Annotated in this window: 21 protein-coding genes, 1 tRNA gene and 1 pseudogene; 9 read left to right on the top strand and 14 right to left on the bottom strand. The window is 38.2% G+C overall.

The window, feature by feature from the left end; genetic code table 11:
* Positions 1-66: 66 nt before the first annotated feature.
* From G622_RS0111995 to G622_RS0111985, 3 genes are all read right to left on the bottom strand, one after another.
* Positions 67-1,347, bottom strand: a complete 1,281-nt coding sequence (locus G622_RS0111995; RefSeq protein WP_026510922.1) for a VapE domain-containing protein — start codon at positions 1,345-1,347, stop codon at positions 67-69.
* 142 nt (positions 1,348-1,489) lie between these two features.
* Positions 1,490-2,104 (bottom strand): CHC2 zinc finger domain-containing protein, encoded by a 615-nt coding sequence (locus G622_RS22740; RefSeq protein WP_044957593.1) that lies wholly within the window; start codon positions 2,102-2,104, stop codon positions 1,490-1,492.
* Between the two features lie 13 nt (positions 2,105-2,117).
* A complete protein-coding gene (locus tag G622_RS0111985) occupies positions 2,118-3,437 on the bottom strand; it encodes a hypothetical protein (RefSeq protein ID WP_049945827.1) in 1,320 nt (439 codons plus the stop codon).
* Between the two features lie 817 nt (positions 3,438-4,254).
* On the opposite strand from G622_RS0111985, the gene G622_RS24665 reads away from it, so the two are divergent.
* On the top strand, positions 4,255-5,127 hold the full coding sequence (locus tag G622_RS24665) for a helix-turn-helix domain-containing protein (RefSeq protein ID WP_049945826.1): 873 nt from the start codon (positions 4,255-4,257) through the stop codon (positions 5,125-5,127).
* 62 nt (positions 5,128-5,189) lie between these two features.
* On the opposite strand, the gene G622_RS0111970 is transcribed toward G622_RS24665, so the two are convergent.
* The 6 genes from G622_RS0111970 to G622_RS0111945 form a co-directional block, all read right to left on the bottom strand.
* On the bottom strand, positions 5,190-6,413 hold the full coding sequence (locus tag G622_RS0111970; protein WP_026510920.1) for an ABC transporter permease: 1,224 nt from the start codon (positions 6,411-6,413) through the stop codon (positions 5,190-5,192).
* The gene (locus tag G622_RS0111965) at positions 6,406-7,287 is read right to left on the bottom strand and encodes an ABC transporter ATP-binding protein (RefSeq protein WP_026510919.1); all 882 of its coding nucleotides are present in this window, start codon (positions 7,285-7,287) and stop codon (positions 6,406-6,408) included. Before G622_RS0111965 ends, G622_RS0111970 begins: the two co-directional genes overlap by 8 nt.
* Before the next feature lies 1 nt (position 7,288).
* On the bottom strand, positions 7,289-8,044 hold the full coding sequence (locus G622_RS0111960; protein WP_026510918.1) for a hypothetical protein: 756 nt from the start codon (positions 8,042-8,044) through the stop codon (positions 7,289-7,291).
* Complete coding sequence (locus G622_RS0111955; RefSeq protein ID WP_026510917.1) at positions 8,041-8,562, bottom strand: RNA polymerase sigma factor; 522 nt, start codon at positions 8,560-8,562, stop codon at positions 8,041-8,043. The genes G622_RS0111960 and G622_RS0111955 overlap by 4 nt, the downstream gene beginning before the upstream one ends.
* 152 nt (positions 8,563-8,714) lie before the next feature.
* Positions 8,715-9,107: a putative toxin-antitoxin system toxin component, PIN family gene (locus G622_RS0111950; protein ID WP_026510916.1), complete on the bottom strand. Its 393-nt coding sequence runs from the start codon at positions 9,105-9,107 to the stop codon at positions 8,715-8,717.
* A complete protein-coding gene (locus G622_RS0111945) occupies positions 9,088-9,318 on the bottom strand; it encodes a hypothetical protein (RefSeq protein ID WP_026510915.1) in 231 nt (76 codons plus the stop codon). The genes G622_RS0111950 and G622_RS0111945 overlap by 20 nt, the downstream gene beginning before the upstream one ends.
* A gap of 690 nt (positions 9,319-10,008) precedes the next feature.
* Here G622_RS0111945 and G622_RS0111940 point away from each other — a divergent pair.
* The 3 genes from G622_RS0111940 (at position 10,009) to G622_RS0111930 (ending at position 12,530) form a co-directional block, all read left to right on the top strand.
* Positions 10,009-10,842, top strand: a complete 834-nt coding sequence (locus tag G622_RS0111940; protein WP_026510914.1) for a helix-turn-helix domain-containing protein — start codon at positions 10,009-10,011, stop codon at positions 10,840-10,842.
* A 399-nt stretch (positions 10,843-11,241) separates the two neighbouring features.
* Positions 11,242-11,736: an RNA polymerase sigma factor gene (locus G622_RS0111935; RefSeq protein WP_026510913.1), complete on the top strand. Its 495-nt coding sequence runs from the start codon at positions 11,242-11,244 to the stop codon at positions 11,734-11,736.
* A gap of 20 nt (positions 11,737-11,756) precedes the next feature.
* Entirely contained in the window at positions 11,757-12,530 is a 774-nt protein-coding gene (locus tag G622_RS0111930) for a hypothetical protein (RefSeq protein ID WP_026510912.1), read from the top strand.
* 127 nt (positions 12,531-12,657) lie between these two features.
* On the opposite strand, the gene G622_RS24660 is transcribed toward G622_RS0111930, so the two are convergent.
* Positions 12,658-13,278, bottom strand: coding sequence for a nucleoside 2-deoxyribosyltransferase (locus G622_RS24660; RefSeq protein ID WP_049945825.1), 621 nt, complete (start codon positions 13,276-13,278; stop codon positions 12,658-12,660).
* Positions 13,279-13,461: 183 nt separating this feature from the next.
* Positions 13,462-14,253, bottom strand: a complete 792-nt coding sequence (locus G622_RS26180) for a sensor histidine kinase (RefSeq protein WP_049945824.1) — start codon at positions 14,251-14,253, stop codon at positions 13,462-13,464.
* A 10-nt stretch (positions 14,254-14,263) separates the two neighbouring features.
* On the opposite strand from G622_RS26180, the gene G622_RS26175 reads away from it, so the two are divergent.
* The 4 genes from G622_RS26175 to G622_RS0111905 all read left to right on the top strand — a co-directional run bounded on the left by G622_RS26175 (position 14,264) and on the right by G622_RS0111905 (position 16,386).
* On the top strand, positions 14,264-14,671 hold the full coding sequence (locus G622_RS26175) for a hypothetical protein (RefSeq protein ID WP_196814213.1): 408 nt from the start codon (positions 14,264-14,266) through the stop codon (positions 14,669-14,671).
* Positions 14,672-14,840: 169 nt separating this feature from the next.
* Positions 14,841-15,581: a LytR/AlgR family response regulator transcription factor gene (locus G622_RS0111915; protein WP_026510910.1), complete on the top strand. Its 741-nt coding sequence runs from the start codon at positions 14,841-14,843 to the stop codon at positions 15,579-15,581.
* A 167-nt stretch (positions 15,582-15,748) separates the two neighbouring features.
* Positions 15,749-15,934 carry a hypothetical protein gene (locus tag G622_RS0111910; protein ID WP_026510909.1) on the top strand — a complete coding sequence of 62 codons (186 nt, stop codon included), beginning with the start codon at positions 15,749-15,751 and terminating at the stop codon, positions 15,932-15,934.
* 379 nt (positions 15,935-16,313) lie between these two features.
* Positions 16,314-16,386: transfer RNA gene (locus tag G622_RS0111905), tRNA-Gly, on the top strand.
* Positions 16,387-16,626: 240 nt separating this feature from the next.
* Here G622_RS0111905 and G622_RS0111900 read toward each other — a convergent pair.
* The 3 genes from G622_RS0111900 to G622_RS0111890 form a co-directional block, all read right to left on the bottom strand.
* Positions 16,627-17,880, bottom strand: a complete 1,254-nt coding sequence (locus G622_RS0111900; protein WP_026510908.1) for a hypothetical protein — start codon at positions 17,878-17,880, stop codon at positions 16,627-16,629.
* Between the two features lie 497 nt (positions 17,881-18,377).
* A complete protein-coding gene (locus G622_RS0111895) occupies positions 18,378-20,174 on the bottom strand; it encodes a sugar ABC transporter substrate-binding protein (RefSeq protein ID WP_026510907.1) in 1,797 nt (598 codons plus the stop codon).
* Positions 20,175-20,355: 181 nt separating this feature from the next.
* Positions 20,356-21,294: a carbohydrate ABC transporter permease gene (locus G622_RS0111890; RefSeq protein ID WP_081675305.1), complete on the bottom strand. Its 939-nt coding sequence runs from the start codon at positions 21,292-21,294 to the stop codon at positions 20,356-20,358.
* 199 nt (positions 21,295-21,493) lie between these two features.
* On the opposite strand from G622_RS0111890, the pseudogene G622_RS26320 reads away from it, so the two are divergent.
* Positions 21,494-21,716: pseudogene (locus G622_RS26320) on the top strand (transposase); the annotation flags it as partial.

Raw genomic sequence — 21,716 nt, 5'->3', positions numbered from 1 at the left:
TTATATCCTTTCTGTGATTATTTTTTTATTTCTTCCGTTTACCGTTTATCCGTTTATAGATAAAGATCAGGTAAAAGGTATTTCCATCTGTTCAGGAACAGGGACAAATCCGTCCGGATCCTCGACCACTGGCGGAGTACCTTCCCTTCTCCATGCCCTCTGTTTGCCATACTCAAAGAAGTTGTGAGATGAGACATATTCCCATCCTGGCATGTTGTTCATGATTTCAGCGATTATCTTCGATTCACCCATCTTTGGTCTGTCAAAGAGCTTGCTGTGACCAAGTGCTTCGTAATAGAGCATGTTTCCACAGACATAGTTCTCTTTGGTAGCATCAAGAAAGTCTCTTATTGATGTTTCCATGGGATCCTCAGGTACAAAGTCTTTCTGAAGCTCCTCCAGCTCATTCTCCATTTCTTCTGAAAGCGTCAAAGAGAAATCACCGCTTCTGTAGACAACCATCATTTCAGCCCACATCTGCTCGATATACTTTCTTGACGACTCCTCATCTTTGAGGATGTGAACCTCCGCCAGATAAGCATTGCACTCAACAGGGATAAATCGTCTGTTGCCTGATTTGTCAGGTGGTAGGAACTGCTTTTTATTTGAAGTTCCTGCAAACACACACTTTCTCGGATGTTCGGAAGAAAACTTATCATAGCGGATTCTGTAAACATCAACCTGTCTTGTAATGAAAGCCTTTATTTCCTCTTCATTAGCAGCTCTTATGGCAGCTATCATCTCAGCCATTTCTACGATCAAATGTCCCTGAAGCTTTTCAAAGACATCCTCACCATCCAGCTTTTTTACATCATCGGTAAAATATCTGTCCCTGACTGCCAGGAATCTTAGGAAAGTTGACTTTCCGGCACCCTGACCGCCAACAAGGCAGAGCATATAGTCAAACTTGTGACCTGGATCATAGACTCTTGATATTATTCCAAGCATGAACAGCTTCAATGCCTGATAGTTTAGCTCTGTTAATGACGCTCCAAGGAAATGGTGCAGTGCATATCTGACCCTTTCTTTGCCATCCCAGACCAGTGACTCCCAGTATTCTTTGACAGGGTGGTAGGGATTATCAAATGACACAGTCTTTATTGCCCTTTCTATCATCCTGTCAACCTTAAGCCCGTAATAGGTCTCAAGGTAGGTGATAAGATTAGCCTCATCCACATCAGTCAGTGGCTCGGAAGTTCTTCTCCATGGCATGGGCTTTATGATATCTATTCTTTCATTTAGCTCATTGTATCTGATGGCATCCTTTAGAACAGGATCCTCTCTAAGTGCTATCTTACAGTTGATATTGGACTGCTTAAGATTTCCCTTCATATCTGTTTCAAGCATTCCTCTTACAAGCTCACGCTGTCTTGTGACTTCATCCGTGGCTTCAGTGGACTCATTTTCTTTGTTTGCTGCGTACTGCTTGGCAAGTTCGTTCATGAATCCTGATTCTATAAGGACCTGCGCCATCTTTGACAGTTCATCATTATTCAAAGTTTTTAATTCGTTCCCCAATACTCTTTATCTCCTCTCCATAAATCTCCAACACCTCGATCTGCTTGCTTCTTTCTCCAAAGCAAAGGTCATCAAGAAGCTCATTTATAAGATCAAGTTTGTTTAATGCCTCCACGAAAAAGGGATGCCAGTCGGCATCCCCCATATCTTTTGGTTCATATTCCTTTTTCCAATCCCATAAAAGCCTGTGATACTTTGACAGGGTATTGATTGCATCCCGTCTCAGAATATCGAAAGCTTTGACTACCTCTCGACTGAATTCCAGTTTCTTTTCCTGACGGATCTGCTCTGGTGTTTTTGCTAAAGATTTGCTATCATATCCAAACTGTATTCCTAAGAAGAAATCTTCATTCAGCTTCTTTGCTGACTCTATAGCGGACAGTCCGTAATAGTTGGATACAAAATCAATAGCATCACCATCAGCCCCGCATCCGAAACAGTGATATCTGGTATCGACTTTCATGCTGGGATTTTTGTCATTATGGAAAGGACAGCAGCACATTCCTTTGCTGCCTACCTTTATTCCATAGTGGGTAATTACATCCAAAGCAGTTACTTTTTCCTTTATCTCATTGAATACACTCATCCTGATACCTCCCTCACAGGCACTGCTCGTGCCTTTTGTTTCTTGCAGGAATTTCCAGAGTCTTTTCCTTTTTATCCCTCTGTATAGCATCATTTTTAAGATGAAGAGCTTCCAAAAGGCTGGGCTTAGCTTCCTCTTTAATCTTTTCAATGAGCCGTTCTCTCTTGGCTGTAGATGAAAAGGTCTTCTTTAGTGTGTCCACAACATTTCTCTTAACACCATGAAGCCTCTGCTGAAGTTTTGTAAGCTGATCCACCGCAAACTTACCAAGAGTCTTGGTTATCAGGTTATCAGATTCTGTGATCTCACTTTTGAGCTTGCCTATCTCTTTTGATTCTTCTTTCCGCATGATTTCGGCAACTTCATCAATGACTGTCACACAGGCTTTGTCGTATATAATTTCGGTCACATCACTTATAAACTCATCTACAGAAGCAAGTTTTATCTCTTTCTTAAGCTTTTCATCATCCAGCTTTTCGATATCGCAGGTAAGTTCCTGCTTCTGTTCTATAAGAGCACTGTTATTAAAAAGTAACTGAGTGTTTTCCGTCCGAAGCACCTGGTTCTTTTCGTTGATCTGACTATTGATATACTCCTGCTTCTCAAGATATTTTCTTCCGCCATATATGGGTTCCATCTCAATCTGTAGACCGTGCTCTTTGCAGATTTCAATGAAGATTTTTCTGCATTCTGCATCGAAGCTCATCTTTCGATTGTTATATTTTCCTTCTTTTTTGTTCGGATCCGGCAGCTCAAATCCGAGCTCCCTAAGTGCCTGTTCCTGCTTTGGCTGCCTTTCGCCATACTGATTGATTACATCGAAGACATGTCTTTCATGAATGTGGGGAGTCGCCTCATCAAGATGGAGCGCCCAGTTTAAGGTATGGTAATGATCACCATACCTTTCATGGATTGTTTCAAAAAACTCCGTTGCACACTCCAGCAGCACATCCGAATCAACAGTTCCATTGATATTACCGATCTGATACAGACTTTCTTCAGGACAGGTCTTTTTGCTTTCACGAAGCTGATCCATAGTCCTGCATCTTTCCTTATGCCTTGCTTCAATGTTCCGCTTATTCTGACCGTCAAGGTAATCCTTGTATGCATTCTCATAGAAAATTTTCTCCACCTCAGTAAAGGAGATGCTGTCATCGTCCCTTTCACCATGACGGACTATTTCCTGGTCAATGCAGTTCCAGTAAACATTCTCATCTGTCATTTCTTTGTTTAGTTCTTCATTTTTATCAAGATCAAACTCTCTGTCATTATGCTTGGGATTATAACTTCCACATTTACCAGAGCGTCCGTTGTGTCTTGAACATCTCATCATTTAAAAAACCTCCATTTGTGAAAATCATTTTTAGTTTCGCTTCTTTTAAAGAAGTTTCAGCCGGGGAGCACCGCCTTCAAAGGCATTTAAGTGCCATAAGCGACTAAAAATACCCAGTACGATGTGTCGCACACGACCACATCTACTGGGCGGGGTTTCACCCTCGACCTGACAAAGGAGCTTCGCCCCCTTGACCCCCTTTCCGCGAAAATGCGTGCACTCATTTTCGCTGGCATCTGCTTTTGGCAGCTGCATGCCTTTCCAAGCTTTGCTGTTTGCCCTCATCAAAGTTTGGAAAAGCAAATGTCTTTGTTCCTGCGCATGGAACAAAGTCCATAATGGGCAAATCAAAAGTCACCAGCCTGATATAGATAAACTGGTGACCATTCATTTGCTCATTATCAAAAGATAATCCGAGCTTGCTTCTTTTTGTTTCTTTCTCACTTAAGCATTTGCTTAAGGTGTCGTCTCACCGCCTGAGTTCCTGACAAGTCCTCTCTAGATCCATGTTAGCCATTTAGACTTTTTTGAGCTTTGTCGTTTTCTACCCTTGGCCCGCTCCACCTGTTGGTATCATCGCTTGGCTTCCCCGAAATAGTATTCATTTGGAACGCTCATTCACTTTTTCTATACTGATTGTCGCAAAATGAGCCTTTCCATCCCGTATATCCAAAAGGTTGGAAATTTTATCGCAACGATACTTTTTCCACTTTCTTGGAAAGAACTATTTAAGTCTCTATGCTAATTGGATGCTTACTTTATTTCAGAAAGTCGTTATACTTATAATTGATTTTTAAATGATTGGGAGATCTAAGATATGAGGTGCAATCTTACTACACAGGAGAAGTTAAGAGACCTGCGTGCAAAACTTGGATACAAGCTGCAGCAGGTAGAAATGGAGTCAGGTGTTTCCAGCTCCACCATAAGCAACTATGAAAATGATGATACGAAAGACTTTCAGGTAGGAACACTGAAAGCTTTGGCGAAATACTATAATGTATCTCTTGGTTATCTGCTTGGTCTTACTGATAATCTGACAGAGAACGGAACTCCTATTGACGAACTCCATCTTGATGATGAGACCATAAAGATCCTTAAGAGCCAGAAGCTTAACAATAGACTTTTATGTGAAATGATCAAGCATCCTGAGTTTGAAAACCTGCTATGTGATATGGAAATATATGTGGATAACCATGCAGGTACCATGATCCATCAAGTGAACAGCTATGTGACAGGACTTAGACGCCTCATCATGGAAAAAGCAAATGTTCCGGCAGATTATATTTATATGAGGACATTTGAAAAAGCAGTGATCGATGACTCCGCATACTTTGGCGATCTGATGGAACGAAGCCTTAAAACTATCGCAAAGGATATAAGAGAAGCTCACAAAGATGATTGGGATACGGGAGATGAAGAGAGTATTGCAGATAAATACATTGAATCAATAAAAGAACTTGCAGAAAATCTGAAGAAAGGTGATTCAACACCTACCCCAACCATAGAAAGCGAAGATGATGAAATGTCCATTGTAGATAAGGCTACAGTTATTCAGTGGGGAAAGAAACTGGATATCAATTTTGCCAAGCTATCTCCAGAAGAAACAAGAACCTTAATGAATTTAGTTACAAAAGCTTCTCGTAATCCTCTTATCAGGCAGCCTTCAAAAGGAAGAGGGAAGAAGAAATAACTCTAAAAATGAACGCCATCATATCTCTCTAAATTAGATATGATGACGTTTTTGTGTATAACTTATCTTATTTCTGATTTACGATATATCTGATAAATAATAGGTATCATAAGACATACAATTATAGGATATGAGATAAACAAGATTGGCAATGCGCCAAAAACCTTACTTCCAATTTCATATGTATTAAATAATCTGACTGCCACTCCTATCTGCAATAATTGATCCGGAAAAAGCCCTAGAAATTCTGAAAGACGATCAATACCCCCGACAAATGATGGCAGAAACAATATTACAAATGGAAACGTGATTGAAATAACAGCAGATCTGGTGATTACTGACAACAACATTTCTGCAAACAGAATAGCCAGATTACCAATATATCCACCTATGATTGTAAATAAATAGTCCTCAAAAAAGGTAATGTTATAAAGGCTCTTCCAGCCATATAGGCTAGTTTGTATAGGACAATTCCAACCACTTGTACCTAAAATGCCTAATACTACTAACGAGTATATAATTACCATTCCCCAATATACTATGGTTATCATTACAAGTCCTGCCAGTATTTTGGCTCTGATTCCTTTTCTTCTGCCCTCAGCAGTGGAAAAGAATACTGCATCAGCCTTTAGTTGATATTCTCCCGAAAAAATGCCACACACAAGAAAGCTTAAGATTAACATGGTCAACATTATAATTGTCTGCGAATATTCCAGCAAAGCTTTCCATCCATCAGCATCTTCGTAGTATAAAGGAGTATCCAACTCTTGATATTTTTCCAGAAAAAATTCTTTTTGACTGGCAGAATACCTGTCTTTAGCTTCATCCGAATTAAGCCACTCCTGAAGAGTCGAAATTCTTCTCTGATAAACATATTTAGAATCATCTACGTTTGCACCGTCAATCAAATAGTAATTGTATTCCCTAAAAGAACTGAGGGAGCTGTTAATAATATCACGTATATCAGAAAAACCTTGTTTCTTTGCATACGCTTTATTATTTTCGTGGAAATCCTTAGACTTTGCTTCGGGAGTAGCTTCAATGGCTGCATTTTCTTTTATGACTGCAGCAAATACATCTTCTGTAAGATATCCGCTCCATTCACTTTTTCGTTCTCTTAGCAATCTTACGGCTTGAAACCCATAAGTATTATTTCCATTTTCATCTGTGTAATCCACATATCTAACAGCAAAAACACTAACTATTACCAATATTATAAAAAGAAGCAGAAGAGCAAGCTTACCTCCGGCTCTTGAAAAGATTTTCTTAACCTCAAATCTAACCATCTATGTCACCTGCTTTCTCTCCAAATTCATATAGGAACAGATCTTCCAAAGTCATTATTTCTTCACAAGCCTCTGGGCAAGGTCTTTCTTCCGAAACTATGCGTAATTCTACTCCGCCACGTATTACTCTGCGATTGGAAACACAAAAACGATTTTGTATTATATCAGCTTCATTTGTTGACAGCGTACATTCCCATGCCTTTGCTGGGGTAGCCTCAAGCAATTCATCTGCCGTTCCCGATAATTCAATTCTGCCATCCCTCATGAAAAAAATCTGGCTTGCCACGCTTTCGATATCTGAAACTATATGCGTTGAAAGAAGAACCAGTCTGTCCTGTGACAGTTCACTTATTAAGTTTCTAAATCGTATCCTCTCATTTGGATCAAGTCCTGCTGTAGGTTCGTCCAACACTAAAATCTTAGGATCATTTAGCATAGCTTGCGCAATGCCGACTCTTCTCTTCATTCCACCAGAAAGCTTTTTCATTTTTTTGTTTTTGCTTTTTTCCATTCCAACCTGCTGCAAAACATCATTTATACGCTTTCTTGCAAGTGCAGATGACAGCCCCTTGATTGAGGCAATATACCTCAAATAGTCAAATACTGAAAAGTCAGGATAAAACCCAAATTCTTGTGGAAGATACCCCAGCAGCTTTCTGTATTCTCCATCCATTTCAAAAATATCTTTTCCATCACAGAAGATTTTACCTTTTGTTGGGTGTATAAGTGTGCAGATCATCCTCATAAGTGTAGTCTTTCCTGCTCCATTTACCCCCAGAAGACCATACACTCCATTATTCATTTCAAGGTTGACATTGTCTACCGCTTTAAATCCGCTATAATCCTTTTCTACACTTGATATTACAAGTTCCATATCACATTTCCCCCATAAAGTTGTAAGCCAGAATTCTCCCAGAATCTTTCATAATTCTGTATATGCAGTAACATAGGTAAGAAACCGATATTACCAACAATAATCCCCAGGCAAAACCAGATACACGAGTAAAAACATCTTCTCTCAAAACAATAAATAGCCATATTGTCATCCATAAAAGACTTACTGTAATTGACGGCACAATTCCTCTCAAAAGCCTTCCAGAAAATGCCCTGAAGCAAATACAAGATGTAATCAGCATAGGCAATAGAAACTGAACTATAAGATCCGTCATTGGCACTTCGGTAGAAGATACGCTTACAATTACAAATATAGTTAACATCATAAGATCTACTAACCCGAACACTATCATCCTGGCTGCCATTATCTTTTGAAATGAATAATAAGACGCTCCTTCTATTTCAATTGATCTGTTACTGACATTTTTCCAAAGCTCCGGCAGCACCAGAATTATAAATATAGGCGCAAGAATTCCCATGCATCTTTCTGAATAAGGACCACTTCCTGAAACCTTAAGAAGAATCCATATAGCAAATAGCACACCAAATTGTATTAACCACCATGTTTTTCTAATATAGAACAACTGTTGGTACATAAATTCCATCCATGATATACATCTTGAGGATTCTTCATCCCAATATGCATCTTTTGCTGTTTTTATAGTAGATAAAACAGCCTCTTCCCTGGGGATTACTGTATTATTATCATGTGAACATAACATCTTATCTAAATTCATAGATCCTCCTTACCAAGGATACCTTTAAGCAAAGTTCGTCCTCGTTTCAAGCGGTATTTTACTAATGGAAGGCTTATACCTTCAGCCTCAGATATTTCTTCAAGTTTCATTCCAAGGAAAAAATGCATCCAGATGACTTCCCTTATTTCCTTTGGCAGTTCCATCACTGCTGTTTCAATATCCATTTTTTCAGTAACATCACACTCAACTGGCATATTCTTAATTGTTTCTGTCAGTTCTACCTTTTGTATTTTTTGTTCAACCTTCCAATAGTCTCTACAAAGATTGCCTGCTATTGAATAAAGATAATTTACAAGCTTTCCTCTATGGTTATATGTCTCGAAAGCCCTGAAAAACCTATAAAAAGTTTCCTGTGTCAAATCCTCTGCTTGCTGAACATCCTGAAGCCGATACTCACAATAAGAGAGAACTTTTGCGTAATACTTTCTTACAAACGCTTCAATAGCCGCTTCATCCCCAGCTCTAATTCTATGGATCAAAATCAAATCTGAATCCATTTCATCTCCTCCAATCAGATCCTTATAATATGTATAACGATGTTGACCCTAAAAAAGATAGTACCCTTTTTAATAAATAAAAAAACCGTAGGATTCAGTCCGGCATAATGGGCTGTAATTCTACGGTTTGCATATTCTCTTGTCCAATATTATTAGTACAATTCATCAATCAGAGTTACAAGTTCATGTACTGGATAATCTTTATAATTACGAGTGATAAGCTTAGCATTAAGGCATTTTGCCACATCAAAGAATACCCTATCCTTTTCATCGCGCATTTCCACGTAATCATTTGTTGATGGCCTTGGTTCAATATAATAGCCATGCTTCTCAACAAGAGCTATTACAGCATCTGCATCTTCAGGATTGATATTCAAATGCGGTCTGTGCAAAACATCCCGGTATTCCCTTACTATCTCAGATGACAAACCAATTTCATACTTTCCTCTGAAAACATCTTCCAAAAGCAGAACCGATTTGGCATCATCATTTTGGGATTTCAAGGCATTAACAAGTATATTAGTATCAATTACGATTTGTTGCATAAAGCTCCTTCCTGGCTTCAGCAACCTCTGCCTCGACTTCGTCCTCTGTCATTGGATTTTGAGATGTCCTCTTTCTAATCTGTCTGAATGTCTCAAGATCATTATTAGTATCCTGTGATACGCTCAGTCTATCAATCAGACTTACGATCATGTTAAAGTCTTGTTCATTAAGTGAATCCAGTTTGCGGAGTGTTTCAGCTGTAGCTGTCATATCGCTCACCTCCTCAATACGTATATCGGTTGTTACTTCTAACTGTATTATAAAATATCACTCCAGCCTTTTACAAGCCACTTCATAGAAGTGAAAATCTGTGGTCTTGGAAGTGGTCTTTTTTAGAATTCTCAATATTAGAAGTGGTCTTGAAGTGGTCTTTTTTGAAGAGGAGAGTGCCGAAAACCTCCTTTCTATGCGGTTTTCAAAACGGGCTATTACTTCGAGCCCCGTCTATCGCTCTAACCTTTAGATTCCGAAATGTCTAGTATTTATAGGCTTTTCGGAATTTTTATTTGTCCAAAATTCACGATTTTGGTGTGTGTATATGTGTGAATGGTACTAGTGTCTTGTCTGAATGACAATTTGATAAATTACTTGTCTAATTCTCAATACGCTTCGTCATCTTCAATCGCCGTAGCCACCGCTACGACTCATTCAAAAAATCCTAGCGATCTTTCAAAATTTGCAGTTTTTCTTTGATTCAGTGATAGAAAATCTAAAAATGTAAGCAAATTCAATAAAACATCCGCGAGGCGACTTACAATCAGTAAATGATTGTAAGCCCCTTTTTAGTCGGGTATAATCTAAATTATCCTCTCAACCAACGGTTGTTTCGATAACTCAACCAATGGTTCGTGTTCAAATTCCACAAATAGAAATAAGCTATGCATGAAGGAGGCATATTTAATGGATCAGATAAAGACAGGAAAATTCATTGCCGGTTTGAGAAAAGAGAAAGGTTTAACTCAGGCACAGATTGCTGAAATGTTAAACATAACCGACAGAGCAATTTCCAAATGGGAGACTGGTAAAAGCATGCCGGATTCATCTATTATGCTTGAGCTTTGCGGTATTTTGGGAATTACGGTAAACGAACTATTAAGTGGAGAGAGGATTGAAATGAAAGATTTTGAGAACAAAGCTAATGAAAACCTATTGGAATTAAAGCGTAATGAAGAAAGACGCTATAAACTTAGCACAGTGTTATCAATAATATACACGACGTTGTTGCTTGTAGGTATTGTAGTCTGTGTTATTTGTAACTATGCAATATCAAGAAAGCTGACATGGTCACTGATTCCTGTCGCAACAATCTTTTATGCATGGGCAATAACTATTCCTATGATTTACCACGGCAAAAAAGGTATTCGAGAATCATTGGTATCATTAAGTATAGTCACATTACCATTCCTATATATACTGAGTCTGCTTGTGAATGCTAAGGCCGTGTTCAGCATTGGTGCAGTTATGGCAGTTGTAGCCTTAGCTTATGTATGGCTCGGATTTGTTCTGTTCATACGATTTCAAGATCGTAAGCTCTTTGCTGGAGGAGCACTGTTTTTGATTTTTATCGTTCTTGAAATACTCATTAATATTGTTTTGTCCAAGATGCTAGACATACCTGTCTTTGACATTTGGGATGTCCTGTCAGTATCAATTTTTCTGATTGGCGGACTTGGGCTAATTTGTGGCGACATTTGCATGAATAAAGCAAAGAGAAAATCCAGTGAAAGTAACTGATTGCAGGAGCCTTACTGCAAGGCCTGCATGCCACTTGACTTTATAGATTATTCTGAATCCATCTCAACTATACAAGGTTATATCTATAAGAACTGATAAACAGAATAAATAAGTGAACAAAAAAGAACCCGACACGCCTCTCATTATGATGCGGACCACGTCGGGTCATTTTTTTATAAGGAAGTACAACATGAAAGAGACATTTTAAAAATATCTACATGTCTTGCAGCATACATTCAGCAGAAGGACGAGAAGAAAAATAAAGAACAACTACAACAGTAATAATTGGAATTAACCAAAACTTCCGGCTTTTTTGTAAATAGTGTGTTAGGTTTTGGCATCTTGAATTGTATTATATTTAGAAGGCCTTCTAAAAGATATCAGAAAGTGAGTGTATTCATGGAGGAGAAAGAAGCAAGACGGTTGGTGGAGAGCTATACAGATATGATCATGCGCATTGGCACCAACTACCTTAAAAGTACTGTAGATGCAGAGGACATATGCCAGGCAGTTTTAGTTAAATACATTACATCGAGTCCGCATTTTGCCAGCCCCCAACATGAAAAAGCATGGGTTATCAGAACCACTATTAACATGTGCAAAAATGAATTGAAGAGTTCGTTTTTCAAAAAGACTACATTGTTGGAGGAAGCAGATGACATAAAAGCTGCTACTTCACCAGACCTTGGTATAACTGAAAAGGTCATGAAACTGCCCAGAAACTATCGCATTAGTATCTATCTTTTTTACTATGAGGGATATTCGGCAAAGGAAATAGCAGACCTGCTTGGAAAAAAAGAATCTTCTATAAATATGTACCTATCAAGAGGAAGAAAGAAACTCAAACTCTCCATCATGAATGATTTTGAAATGTCGAGTAGTATAAACGGATAGGCAGACAAGGAGAAACCGAAATGAGCGAATACAGAAACAAAGAATATATTGAATCCATGCGCCTTATTAAACTTTCTGATTATAAAAAGGAAAAGATGATATCAGACTTAACGAAAATTAGTCCGATTAGAAAGGAAGGCACGATGAAAAAAAGAATGGGAGTAAAGAAAACAGCGATAATAGCTGCTGCATGCGTTGCAGTTTTTGGAATCTTAGGATTTGCCTATAAAATGGCTGGTGGAATTGTTAGTCATTCTATACGTGATCAATATAGAAATTTTTCAGATCTGGCAAAGCTTGAAGAAGAAGCCGGAATAGATGTAAAAGCATTGGATGCCTATGAAAGCGGATATACATTCAGGTCAATGTCCATAAATAACATAACAAGCTATGATGACAATAATGAAGCTACCAAATACAAAGGGATAAGCATTTCTTATGAAAAGGAAGGACTTTCAAAGCCTATAGGTCTGTATATGGAAAGTAGCATCTATGCATCCGACGGTAAGATGGATTATATTGAATGCAGAAATATTGATGGCGTTGATGTGTACTATAAACTGACACAATATAAGTGGGTTCCCAGCGATTATGAACTTACTGATGAAGATAAAAAACGTATGGATGAAGGCAGCCTCCAAATATCAGTGGGGAGCCAGAAAGTATCAGAGACAACTGTTACAAATCTAACATGGACCTTAGATGGGGTATATTATGATATTGTTTATACTGAAGGTGCGATTCCTTCTGATGAATTATATGAAATTGCTGAAGAGATAATAAACGCAGAATAAGTTTAGGCGGCATACAATCACAATTGTGATTATATGCCGTCTTTTCAATTGACAATATATGGTGTCCATTTTTAATTATTATAAGGATTACACTGATACTGAATGGCCTGAAAAGAGTGCGTGCAAATTAAAGCTCATTATCCTTCAAATACTCCTCTAAAGATTTTATGAGTTCTTCGCCATCCAGATTGTAGAATGTTTTTGTGAAGCACCCGGCGATCATTGGATTTAAATCCATGTCAAGTTCAAGGCTTCTTGCATCGGACTTAAAGCCGTAGCATCTTTTCCCACTGGCATAACCTATGCCCAGTTCAACACACGCACCTTCGTCAGGTACTCTGCCATCCATCACAAAAAATAGTATATCTGACTTCAGAATTTCCTCTCTGTCCTTAGCAAAAATTTTCTCTATCTTCTCTGCTTCTGTCTTTCCCTCAAGTTCAGAAGCAAGAAAGCCATCCCGTTGCGGAAGGAACACATCATAACCGTGATTTTCAAGGATTGTTGCTATTTTGAGGTTATACTCTCGCTCTGCTTCACTAAAAAGCGGCGCTGCAAAATATATTCTTTTGCCCGTTGTGGACACATCAGCCTGTGCATGTACCACAGCTCCGCCATTATTGGTATTACTCTCCTTTTGTGCATGCTGCCCACAGCCGGTCGTTGCCGCCAGCATGATTACAGTCAAAGCAAGTGCTAATAATCTGTTATATCTCCTAAAAGTATTTTTCACTCTTATTAAACTCATAAACGCACCCCCTTTTATCTCACATTTATTTTATCATTTTTCGTTTATTTGTTTTGTAAAAAAAGAATTAAAAAGGATGGAATAAATTCTGCTTCGTGTTGAGGAACGTAAATGGGATAAGACCATCTGAGCGAGGGAAAGGTTATGGAAAACAGCGTAATCAAGCAGCATTATGCTATTGATTTATTTTGAAAAAATCTGTAACTTTTGAATAAACAAACCATTCTCCATAGAGGTCTCGGTAAAAGTATTATCGTATTTAGCAAGAATTGTGGCTACGTTGTACAGACCAAGCCCACGATCTTCGCCTTTTGAAGAAATGCCCTTTTTATACATCTGAGAAACAGATATTCCATGATCAATAAACGAATTAGATATCATAAAAAGGATACCATTGTCTATTGAGCAGGAATGCACATTCAAAGCAGGGTGGTCAGTTTCTAAAGCTGCTTCAATTGCATTATCAAGGTATATTCCAAGTATTCTCGATAAATCCATCGCATCTATATTGGGCTTTTCAATTTCGTCCGGGATATCAACGGTTATTTCTATGTTTTTGCTGGTAGCCAAAAGCAGCTTGGAATAAAAAATACTCTTAAGTTCCAGATTTTTTATCCGGGAAAGATTGGCAAGTGATGCATTGTTTTGCGTTAAATCCCTGGAAAGCGGCATTATATTCTGATGGAAAAAAGTATCAAGTTCGTCATATCTTTTTTCATCTATAAAAACTGCTAACGTAGATAAAATATTTACATAGTCGTGCTTGAATGAACGCAGGTTATTATAGGTTGCCTCCAGAGTGTCAGTGTATTCTTTAAGCGTATTAAAATCCTTGATTTTTTGCAGCTGTTCGAAATTTTTCTTAGTTGAGACAAGAATTATTGTGACAGAAACAATTGTCAGAACCATATATAGCGCGATCAGACCCACAAGCGGATAATAGCGATCTTCATCTATCCCCGCAGCTAAAGTCATAACTCCATATATGAAAAAAGCACAAAACGCCAATAAAAGTGTGATGAAAAGAAATAGCTTCTCATTTATTTGGTCAAAAATTACCACAAGATATTTTTGGTATAAATGCTTAAGAACCAGGATTATAGGCACATATAATATTGCTGCAGTTACAATGAGTTTTATAGCACTTGTAAGTTCAAGAGTTGAAGAATCGGATATATGCCTTGCATATGGGTCAACGATAGCAGACGACAATAAAACCGAAAGTCCAATGATGATATATAGAATAAAAAATAAAGTTGAAGACTCTTTCCTGCCGGTAATCCATCTTAAAAAGATTGAAGGAGCTACAATGAAGATAATTATTACAGGCCGAATATCAAAGAAAGCTCTAATAAACGTTATAGAAAATAATAAACCAAAGAATAATATATAATCTTTTATCCTCAACAAGCGATTATAAAATGTAAATAAGCCTATAGTAAAAAGTATTGCAAGGCTAAAAGAATTAATTAAAGCCGCTTCCAACATAGCTACTCCTTGTAAAACCGGGTATTTAGATACTATTATAATCTATATCCATTCAATTTTGAGAGGTTTTCAGAATGATGAAGGTTTATTTATGTGAAGACAATTCTGAGCAAAAACTTCACTTACAAAAAATAATTGAAAATGTAATTCTGATGGAGAATCTGGATATGGAGTTTTCCCTTGCAACAGAGAATCCCTATATTCTTATTGATCAGATAAAAGCAGATCATAGCGTTGGTCTTTACTTTCTTGATATAGACTTAAAGACTGACATGACCGGTCTGGAACTTGCCAGGGAGCTCAGAAAATACGATCCCAGAGGTTTTATAGTTTTTGTCACAACCCATTCAGAAATGAGTTACATGACATTTATGTATAAGCTCGAAGCATTGGATTTTATTATTAAAGACGATCCGGAAGCACTTGGAAGAAGGATATCTGAATGCATTCTTAAAGCTAATGAGAGGTTTTCATCCAAGAATAACAAAACCGGGAATATTTATACTATAACAGTTGGCGATAAGGTATACACTATTGGCTATGACGAGATATTGTTTTTTGAAACATCTACTAATGCTCATAAAATACTACTGCACTGTAAAACGAGGCAACTGGAATTTTCAGGAAAAATAAAAGATATTGAAAATGCCCTGGACAACAGATTCTTTAGATGTCACAAGTCCTATTTAGTCAACACAGATAATATAAAAGAAATAGACACAGGTAATAATATTATCCGAATGGTTACAGACGATGAATGTCTTTTATCATTTCGAAAAATCAGGGGATTAAAAGACAGGTTTAATGGCAAATAACGGCATAATCCAAGATTTACGTTCATGAATCTTAAACGTATAATACCTCTTGTTATTCTGACGAAAAAGATTCTATGGATGCATTTTAGTACATAAATGCGTATATTTTTCTTTCTTTTGTAGAATCATATTAGTAATAAACTATCGGAAAGGGAGGAAAATATTCTATGAACAATATTGTTAAGGGAGCTGTTATAACGATAGGAATTCTTATAGCGCTGATTGTAGTTAATATTATCTGTAACAAAACCGGTCATGAATTGGATTCACTATACACCGGAGTTGTAACATCAATATTATCAATGGCAATCTATGATAGAGTATCTGATGCCTCAGCAAAAAAGCAAGCCTGATTTACCGGCTTTAGCATCTCACAACAAGAGCTTAATATCACAAAATCAAATATGCTTTATCATGACAAATCCGCGTAAATCGCTCTTTTATTGTAAAAACCTCAGATGATGTCTGAGGTTTTTGTTATATATCTACTATCTTAAATTAGATGATTTGTAGTCTATAAAGAATATACCTGATCCATAGACTGTCTAAAGAATAAGATCAGAACATTGTCTCTACCTCATAATATGTGGGATATACTATTTGTTAACGCATAAATTTATTCATTTTCACTTTAGTTTTCATTATAACAAAATTTTTTTAAAAAGTTATTGACAAGACAATTTAAAAAGGGTAATATGTGTTTTGTCGTCACGAAGACGGCTTCACATATACGCGATAGTAGCTTAGTTGGTAAAGCGCCACCTTGCCAAGGTGGAGACCGCGGGTTCGAGCCCCGTCTATCGCTCGCTGATTTAAAAACCGGAAAGTCTAGTATTCATGGACTTTCCGGTTTTTTTTATTTGTCCAAAATCTATTATTTTGGTGTGTGTATATGTGTGTATAGCTTCGTTTGATGCATCTGCTGCACCATTTGTCTGGCATTCTCTTGCCGGTCTTGTTCATCATAAAAGCGTAGCAGTTATTATCCTGCTACGCTTAACATAAACAAATTCCTGATGGTTAAAGTAAAAATAATCCCACAAAATCACTCTTTTACAACAGTCGCGAAATCTATAACCTCACCACTGGTCATTTCTTCTATTAGTCTTTCAAATATTTTCTCATATTCTGCTGAATCAAGATTACTATGATCCTCGCCATCATTATTCTCATAGTAATAGGTTTCGTTTCCGGATTCGTCATAAACAACATGTATTGATTCCATTACTGTCAATTTATCATCTGCAACAGTATATTTACTTACAAAGTGATTGCCTCCGCAGTATAAATATCCATCATTTAAAGTTATCGGGTATGCTGTTCCACCGCTGCTTATACTGCCAACCTCTAAAATGGCATCACCTTTATACTCAAACCCTGTAGCATCAATTGCTGCCATCTTTCCATCCATATTGTCAAAGGTTCCGCTGCTTACAAGAAGTAAAGATGTGCCTTGTACTGTAGCATTTGCATACCCCATGCCGTTCTCAAGCTTTTTATCAACTATCTGTGTAAAAGTATCACACCCTGATATATCTATTTGGGGAGCAACTATTTCTTCTGATTCTGCCTCATCATCAGGCATATTGGCACCTATCTGCTTTGCCGGATCATAAATCTGAGCAGCAACTCCTTCTATATCAAATCCATCAAGATCCTTATCTTCAGCGGAAAGTGAATATGCATAGCCCGTCTCAATATCAAACCAAAGGCATAAATCAACATATCCGTCATCACCGATATATCTGCTGGTTCTGCAAGGCATATTACCATCTGCCCAGTTCTGTAACGTTCCCTCATCGGTGACAGTCCATTCATAATTCATTCCGGAAATATCTACAATCTCTTCTCCGGAAACCGGTTGTTCTCTTGCTACTAATTTGGTACCATCCATCTCAAATGACATCTGTACCATTGTTCCGGGAAGTGCTGTCTCACTCTCTGCTTCCATAATGCTCCATTTAACATTTGTTGCTCCTTCAGGAGCACTAAAGCCATTTGGGCCATACTGATAAGCCTCTTCTTCAGTACATTCTCTCCATGGATTTGCCAGCCCTGTGTTTTTATTTGTTTCTGAATCCTCTTCTACAACCTCAGCATCATCTGCTTTTTCTTCAGTTGACACTGCTTCTTTTTCTATTTCCTGATCATCACTTTCTACCGGTCCACTCTCTGATGCCTCAGTCTGAGTTTCGACATCAGTCATATTAGTAGATGAACTATCGGAATTACCACCACATGCAATTAAAGATAAAGAAATTGTTCCTATCAGGATAAGCGATACTAATTTGTTTTTCATTTTCTTCCCCCTAATTAGTGTCATTATGAATACCGCTACAGCAGTTCCATATAACTGTCCATTATTCTACATAAATCACTTTATGATGTATTTATGCGTGATAATTGATTCATTGCGTACTAATAGTATCATTTGTTGTCCAACATATGTCCAACATAATACTTAATTAGTTAAAAATCAGCAAATCGATTCGATAAAACCTGCAAAGTCAGCTTTCATTACTCTCACTAAGTTAGTGCTACTGTCATCAAATAAGTCGACTTTATACTTGTCTAAATTGTCTTCTGCTGCGTTGGCGTCAATCGCCGTACCGCCCGGTACGACTCATTCCTCCGCCTTGCAGAAGAACAATTTATACTTCGTAAAAAGTCGAGGTATTTAATGACAGCAGCACTAGTGGAATCCCTCACAAAAACTCCGTGTAAATAATTACCCCCGGTCCTCATCATTAGAGAAACCGGGGGCAATCATCACTATTCTATTTCACTATACTCAAATTACTGAGCTGCCTTTCTTGCATCAAGCATAGGCTGATATTTTTCTGTATCAAATGTTACAAGATCAGCAAATCCAAGACCCTCAAGCTGAGTTGTCATTTCATCCCACTGTGCATCGAAATCAGCATCATCCTTTGCGAATACCATTCTCCAGGAAGAATCTTTGATTACGTCACCGCACTGCTTACGGATAAGGCTGATATCTGTTGTATCAATTGCAAGAGCAATATTGATTGAAGGAACAACTGTCATCATGCCATTATTCTTAAGATATTCAACATCATCAGCAGCACCAAACTTTTCTGTCCATTCCTTAGTTGTCTTTGTCTGGTTCATTTCAATTGATGTAGACCACATATCTGAAGCATAAGGTTCACCTGTATCAGGATTTACGTCACAAGAAGCTACAATCCACTGATTGATCTGGTTGTTACCATCATTCCAGTTACCGCCACCCATTTCATCGGGTACGATTACTTCTGCTGAGAATCTGTTGAGACCATCTTCTGTCAATGTGTACTTACCATCTTCAATTGTGTATGTAAGTCCTTCTGTACCGGCATGCTGAATCTGAACACCTTCAGGTGATGCATACCAGTCAAGGAACTCCATAAGTCTGTTAAAGTTTTCATCTGAAACCTGAGAACCTACGCAAAGTACACGCCCATCTCCATAATAGGTATCAGAAGCCTGGTAAAGGTTTGTATCAGCTACGGGAATCTCTACATAGTTTGTTCCCTCTTCACCTCTTGCAGGGCTGTTCCAGAATCCATACTGCCAGCTATACCAATAGAGGTATACTCTCTTATCCTGCATCTTGGAAACGATTGCATTCCAATCCTGTGTTGCAGAATCAGGATCAACAAGACCCATCTGGTTTGCTTTGTAGAAGAACTTAAGCATCTTGTAATATGCTCCGTCCTTATCGATGATAGGAGTTATGCTGTTATCTGTTCCAATAAGAACTGAACCGTTAACTTCCTGTCCATACCATTTTGCGATCTGTGCTACATTTTCCATGTACTGTGAATCCCAGTCTTTCCACATGCTGATAGCATATGCGGGATCACCATTTTCATTTGTCGGATGTGCATCCTGAATCTTCTTGAGGCAGTCAAGAAGGTCATCTGTATTCTTAAGTTCAGGTGCTCCTACTTCGTTATACATATCCCATCCCATACGAGGATATGAGTAAACATGAAGCTGCTTATAATCTGTAGGACCATTGTTGTTCATTTCGAGCGGAATAGCATAAATCTTTGAGCCATCACCAATCTGTGAATTGAACTCTTTGATCTGCTTTTCATACTTCATAAGGTTAGGATATTTGGAAAGTGCATCTGTAAGATCATGGATAAGTCCTGATTCAACACACTCCGTTGCATCAGCATTATCAAGAATGATCAAATCTCCAAGTGCGCCAGCTGCACATCTTGTCTGATAAAGAGCTGCACCATCGCCTGATACCTGAGGTGCGATTATGTTAAGGTCCATATTGAACTTGTCCTTAACAATCTTTCCGTACCATCCAGGCTGGATACCCTGGAAGTTTGCAGCCACGTCATAAAAATCTACTGTGTATGTCTCATCATGGTTAGCTGCAGGTGCTTCCGTAGCTTCAGCACTATCAGTAGCTTCTGTGCTTTCTCCGGAATCTGTTGCCTCTGTCTTTGTTTCTGTGCTGCTGTCCCCACCGCCTGAAGTAGTGTCAGCTCCTGTGCTTCCACCACATCCGGCAAGCATGCTTACAGAAAGTATAGCTGTAAGTGCCAGAGATGAAAGTTTCTTTAGTTTCATTTTCATTCCTCCTTCTTTAACCCCTCAAAAGGGTAATTTACTTGATTAGTTGTTTCTGCTGGTAATGAATATGTAATTTTGTTCGAGCCTCTCTGGGATTCTCACTAGGCTCGAAAGTACCTCGCCAAGTGTTCACCCATGGCTCGCACTAAGCTCACAAATACTTCGCTAAGTGCTCTGCTCAGCCCTTTACTGCTCCGATCATGATTCCCTTTACAAAGTATTTCTGGAAAATCGGATAAACCAACATAATAGGAAGTACTACTATCACTGTAATTGTCATACGAACACTGGTCGTAGTCTGCGTTGTTGCTGCTGCCGCTGCCAGTGAAGCCGTACTTGAAGTGCTTTGTGCAAGTGAAGCGAGTGAACTTGCCTGATTAAGATACTGATAAAGCACGAACTGTAGCGGATAAAGCTTTGTATCTGTCATCAGAAGCAGTGTATCCTGGAAAGCATTCCACTGGCTTACAGCAGAGAAAATTGCAACTGTCGCCATAATAGGCTTTATAACCGGAATAATTACTTTGAAAAATACTGTAAGTACTCCTGCACCATCCATTTCTGCAGCTTCCTGTAATTCCTTCGGAACTGATTCAACGAAGGTCTTTGTAAGAATCAGATTGAAAGGTGATACGATTGCAGGAAGTATATATCCCCAGAAATTGTTGGTAAGATGCATTGATTTCATTACCAGATACCAGGGAATAATACCGGCATTAAAATACATGGTTGCTACAACAACTCTGTACCAGAATTTTCTTTTCCACATCTTTTCCTGAGTGAACATAAATCCAAGAAAAGCAGAGGCAAAAACAGTTAATCCTGTTCCAAGAATTGTTCTTAAAAGTGATATCTTAAATGCCTGCGGAAGTCCTTCAATCCTGAATGCAGAAATATAATTATGGAAGTGTATCTGCTGAGGCAAAAACAATATATCGCCTCTGGCACTGATATCATTAGCGCTAATCGTATTGATGATTATGTAATAGAAGGGATACAAACATAAAAATGCAGCTATCGAAAATACAATGTAGCAAACAATTTCAACTGCCCTATCCCCTGCACTTACATGCATCTTGGTTCTATTTGTAGTCTTAGAATTATTTGTAGATGTCATACTATCCACCGTCTTTGTCATAGAATGTGTAATCGCCATAGTTTTCACCTCCAATTACAGAATGGTAGTGTCAAATTTACTACCTCTTTTTTGTTCTAAAGCCTTGATTTATCGGGAGTTCAAAATAAAATGAGCATTGACCTCCCTTTTTGGTATAATGTCAGCGACCAAACTCACAAAAAACCAGGAGACAATGCTCGTGAACATTATACTTTATTTACTTGAAATCATCCACCAACTCTATCAGCAGAATTGCTGGCTGGTAAACTTCATATGCAGATATATACCGCTAAAACAGTGGGCTTTCGACGATTCCCATTCTCCCAAATATCAAAAGTTCAAAGTTGATAAGCTTCCCGTCATCATAAAAGTAGAGCCATGGGATTACCGTGATTTCATGGCTTATCTTAAATGGCGCTACC

The sequence above is a fragment of the Butyrivibrio sp. LC3010 genome, assembly GCF_000424385.1.
Taxonomy (GTDB): Bacteria; Bacillota; Clostridia; order Lachnospirales; family Lachnospiraceae; genus Butyrivibrio.
Note: the sequence above shows the minus strand (reverse complement) of the source record. Positions and strands in the feature narration are given on the sequence as shown.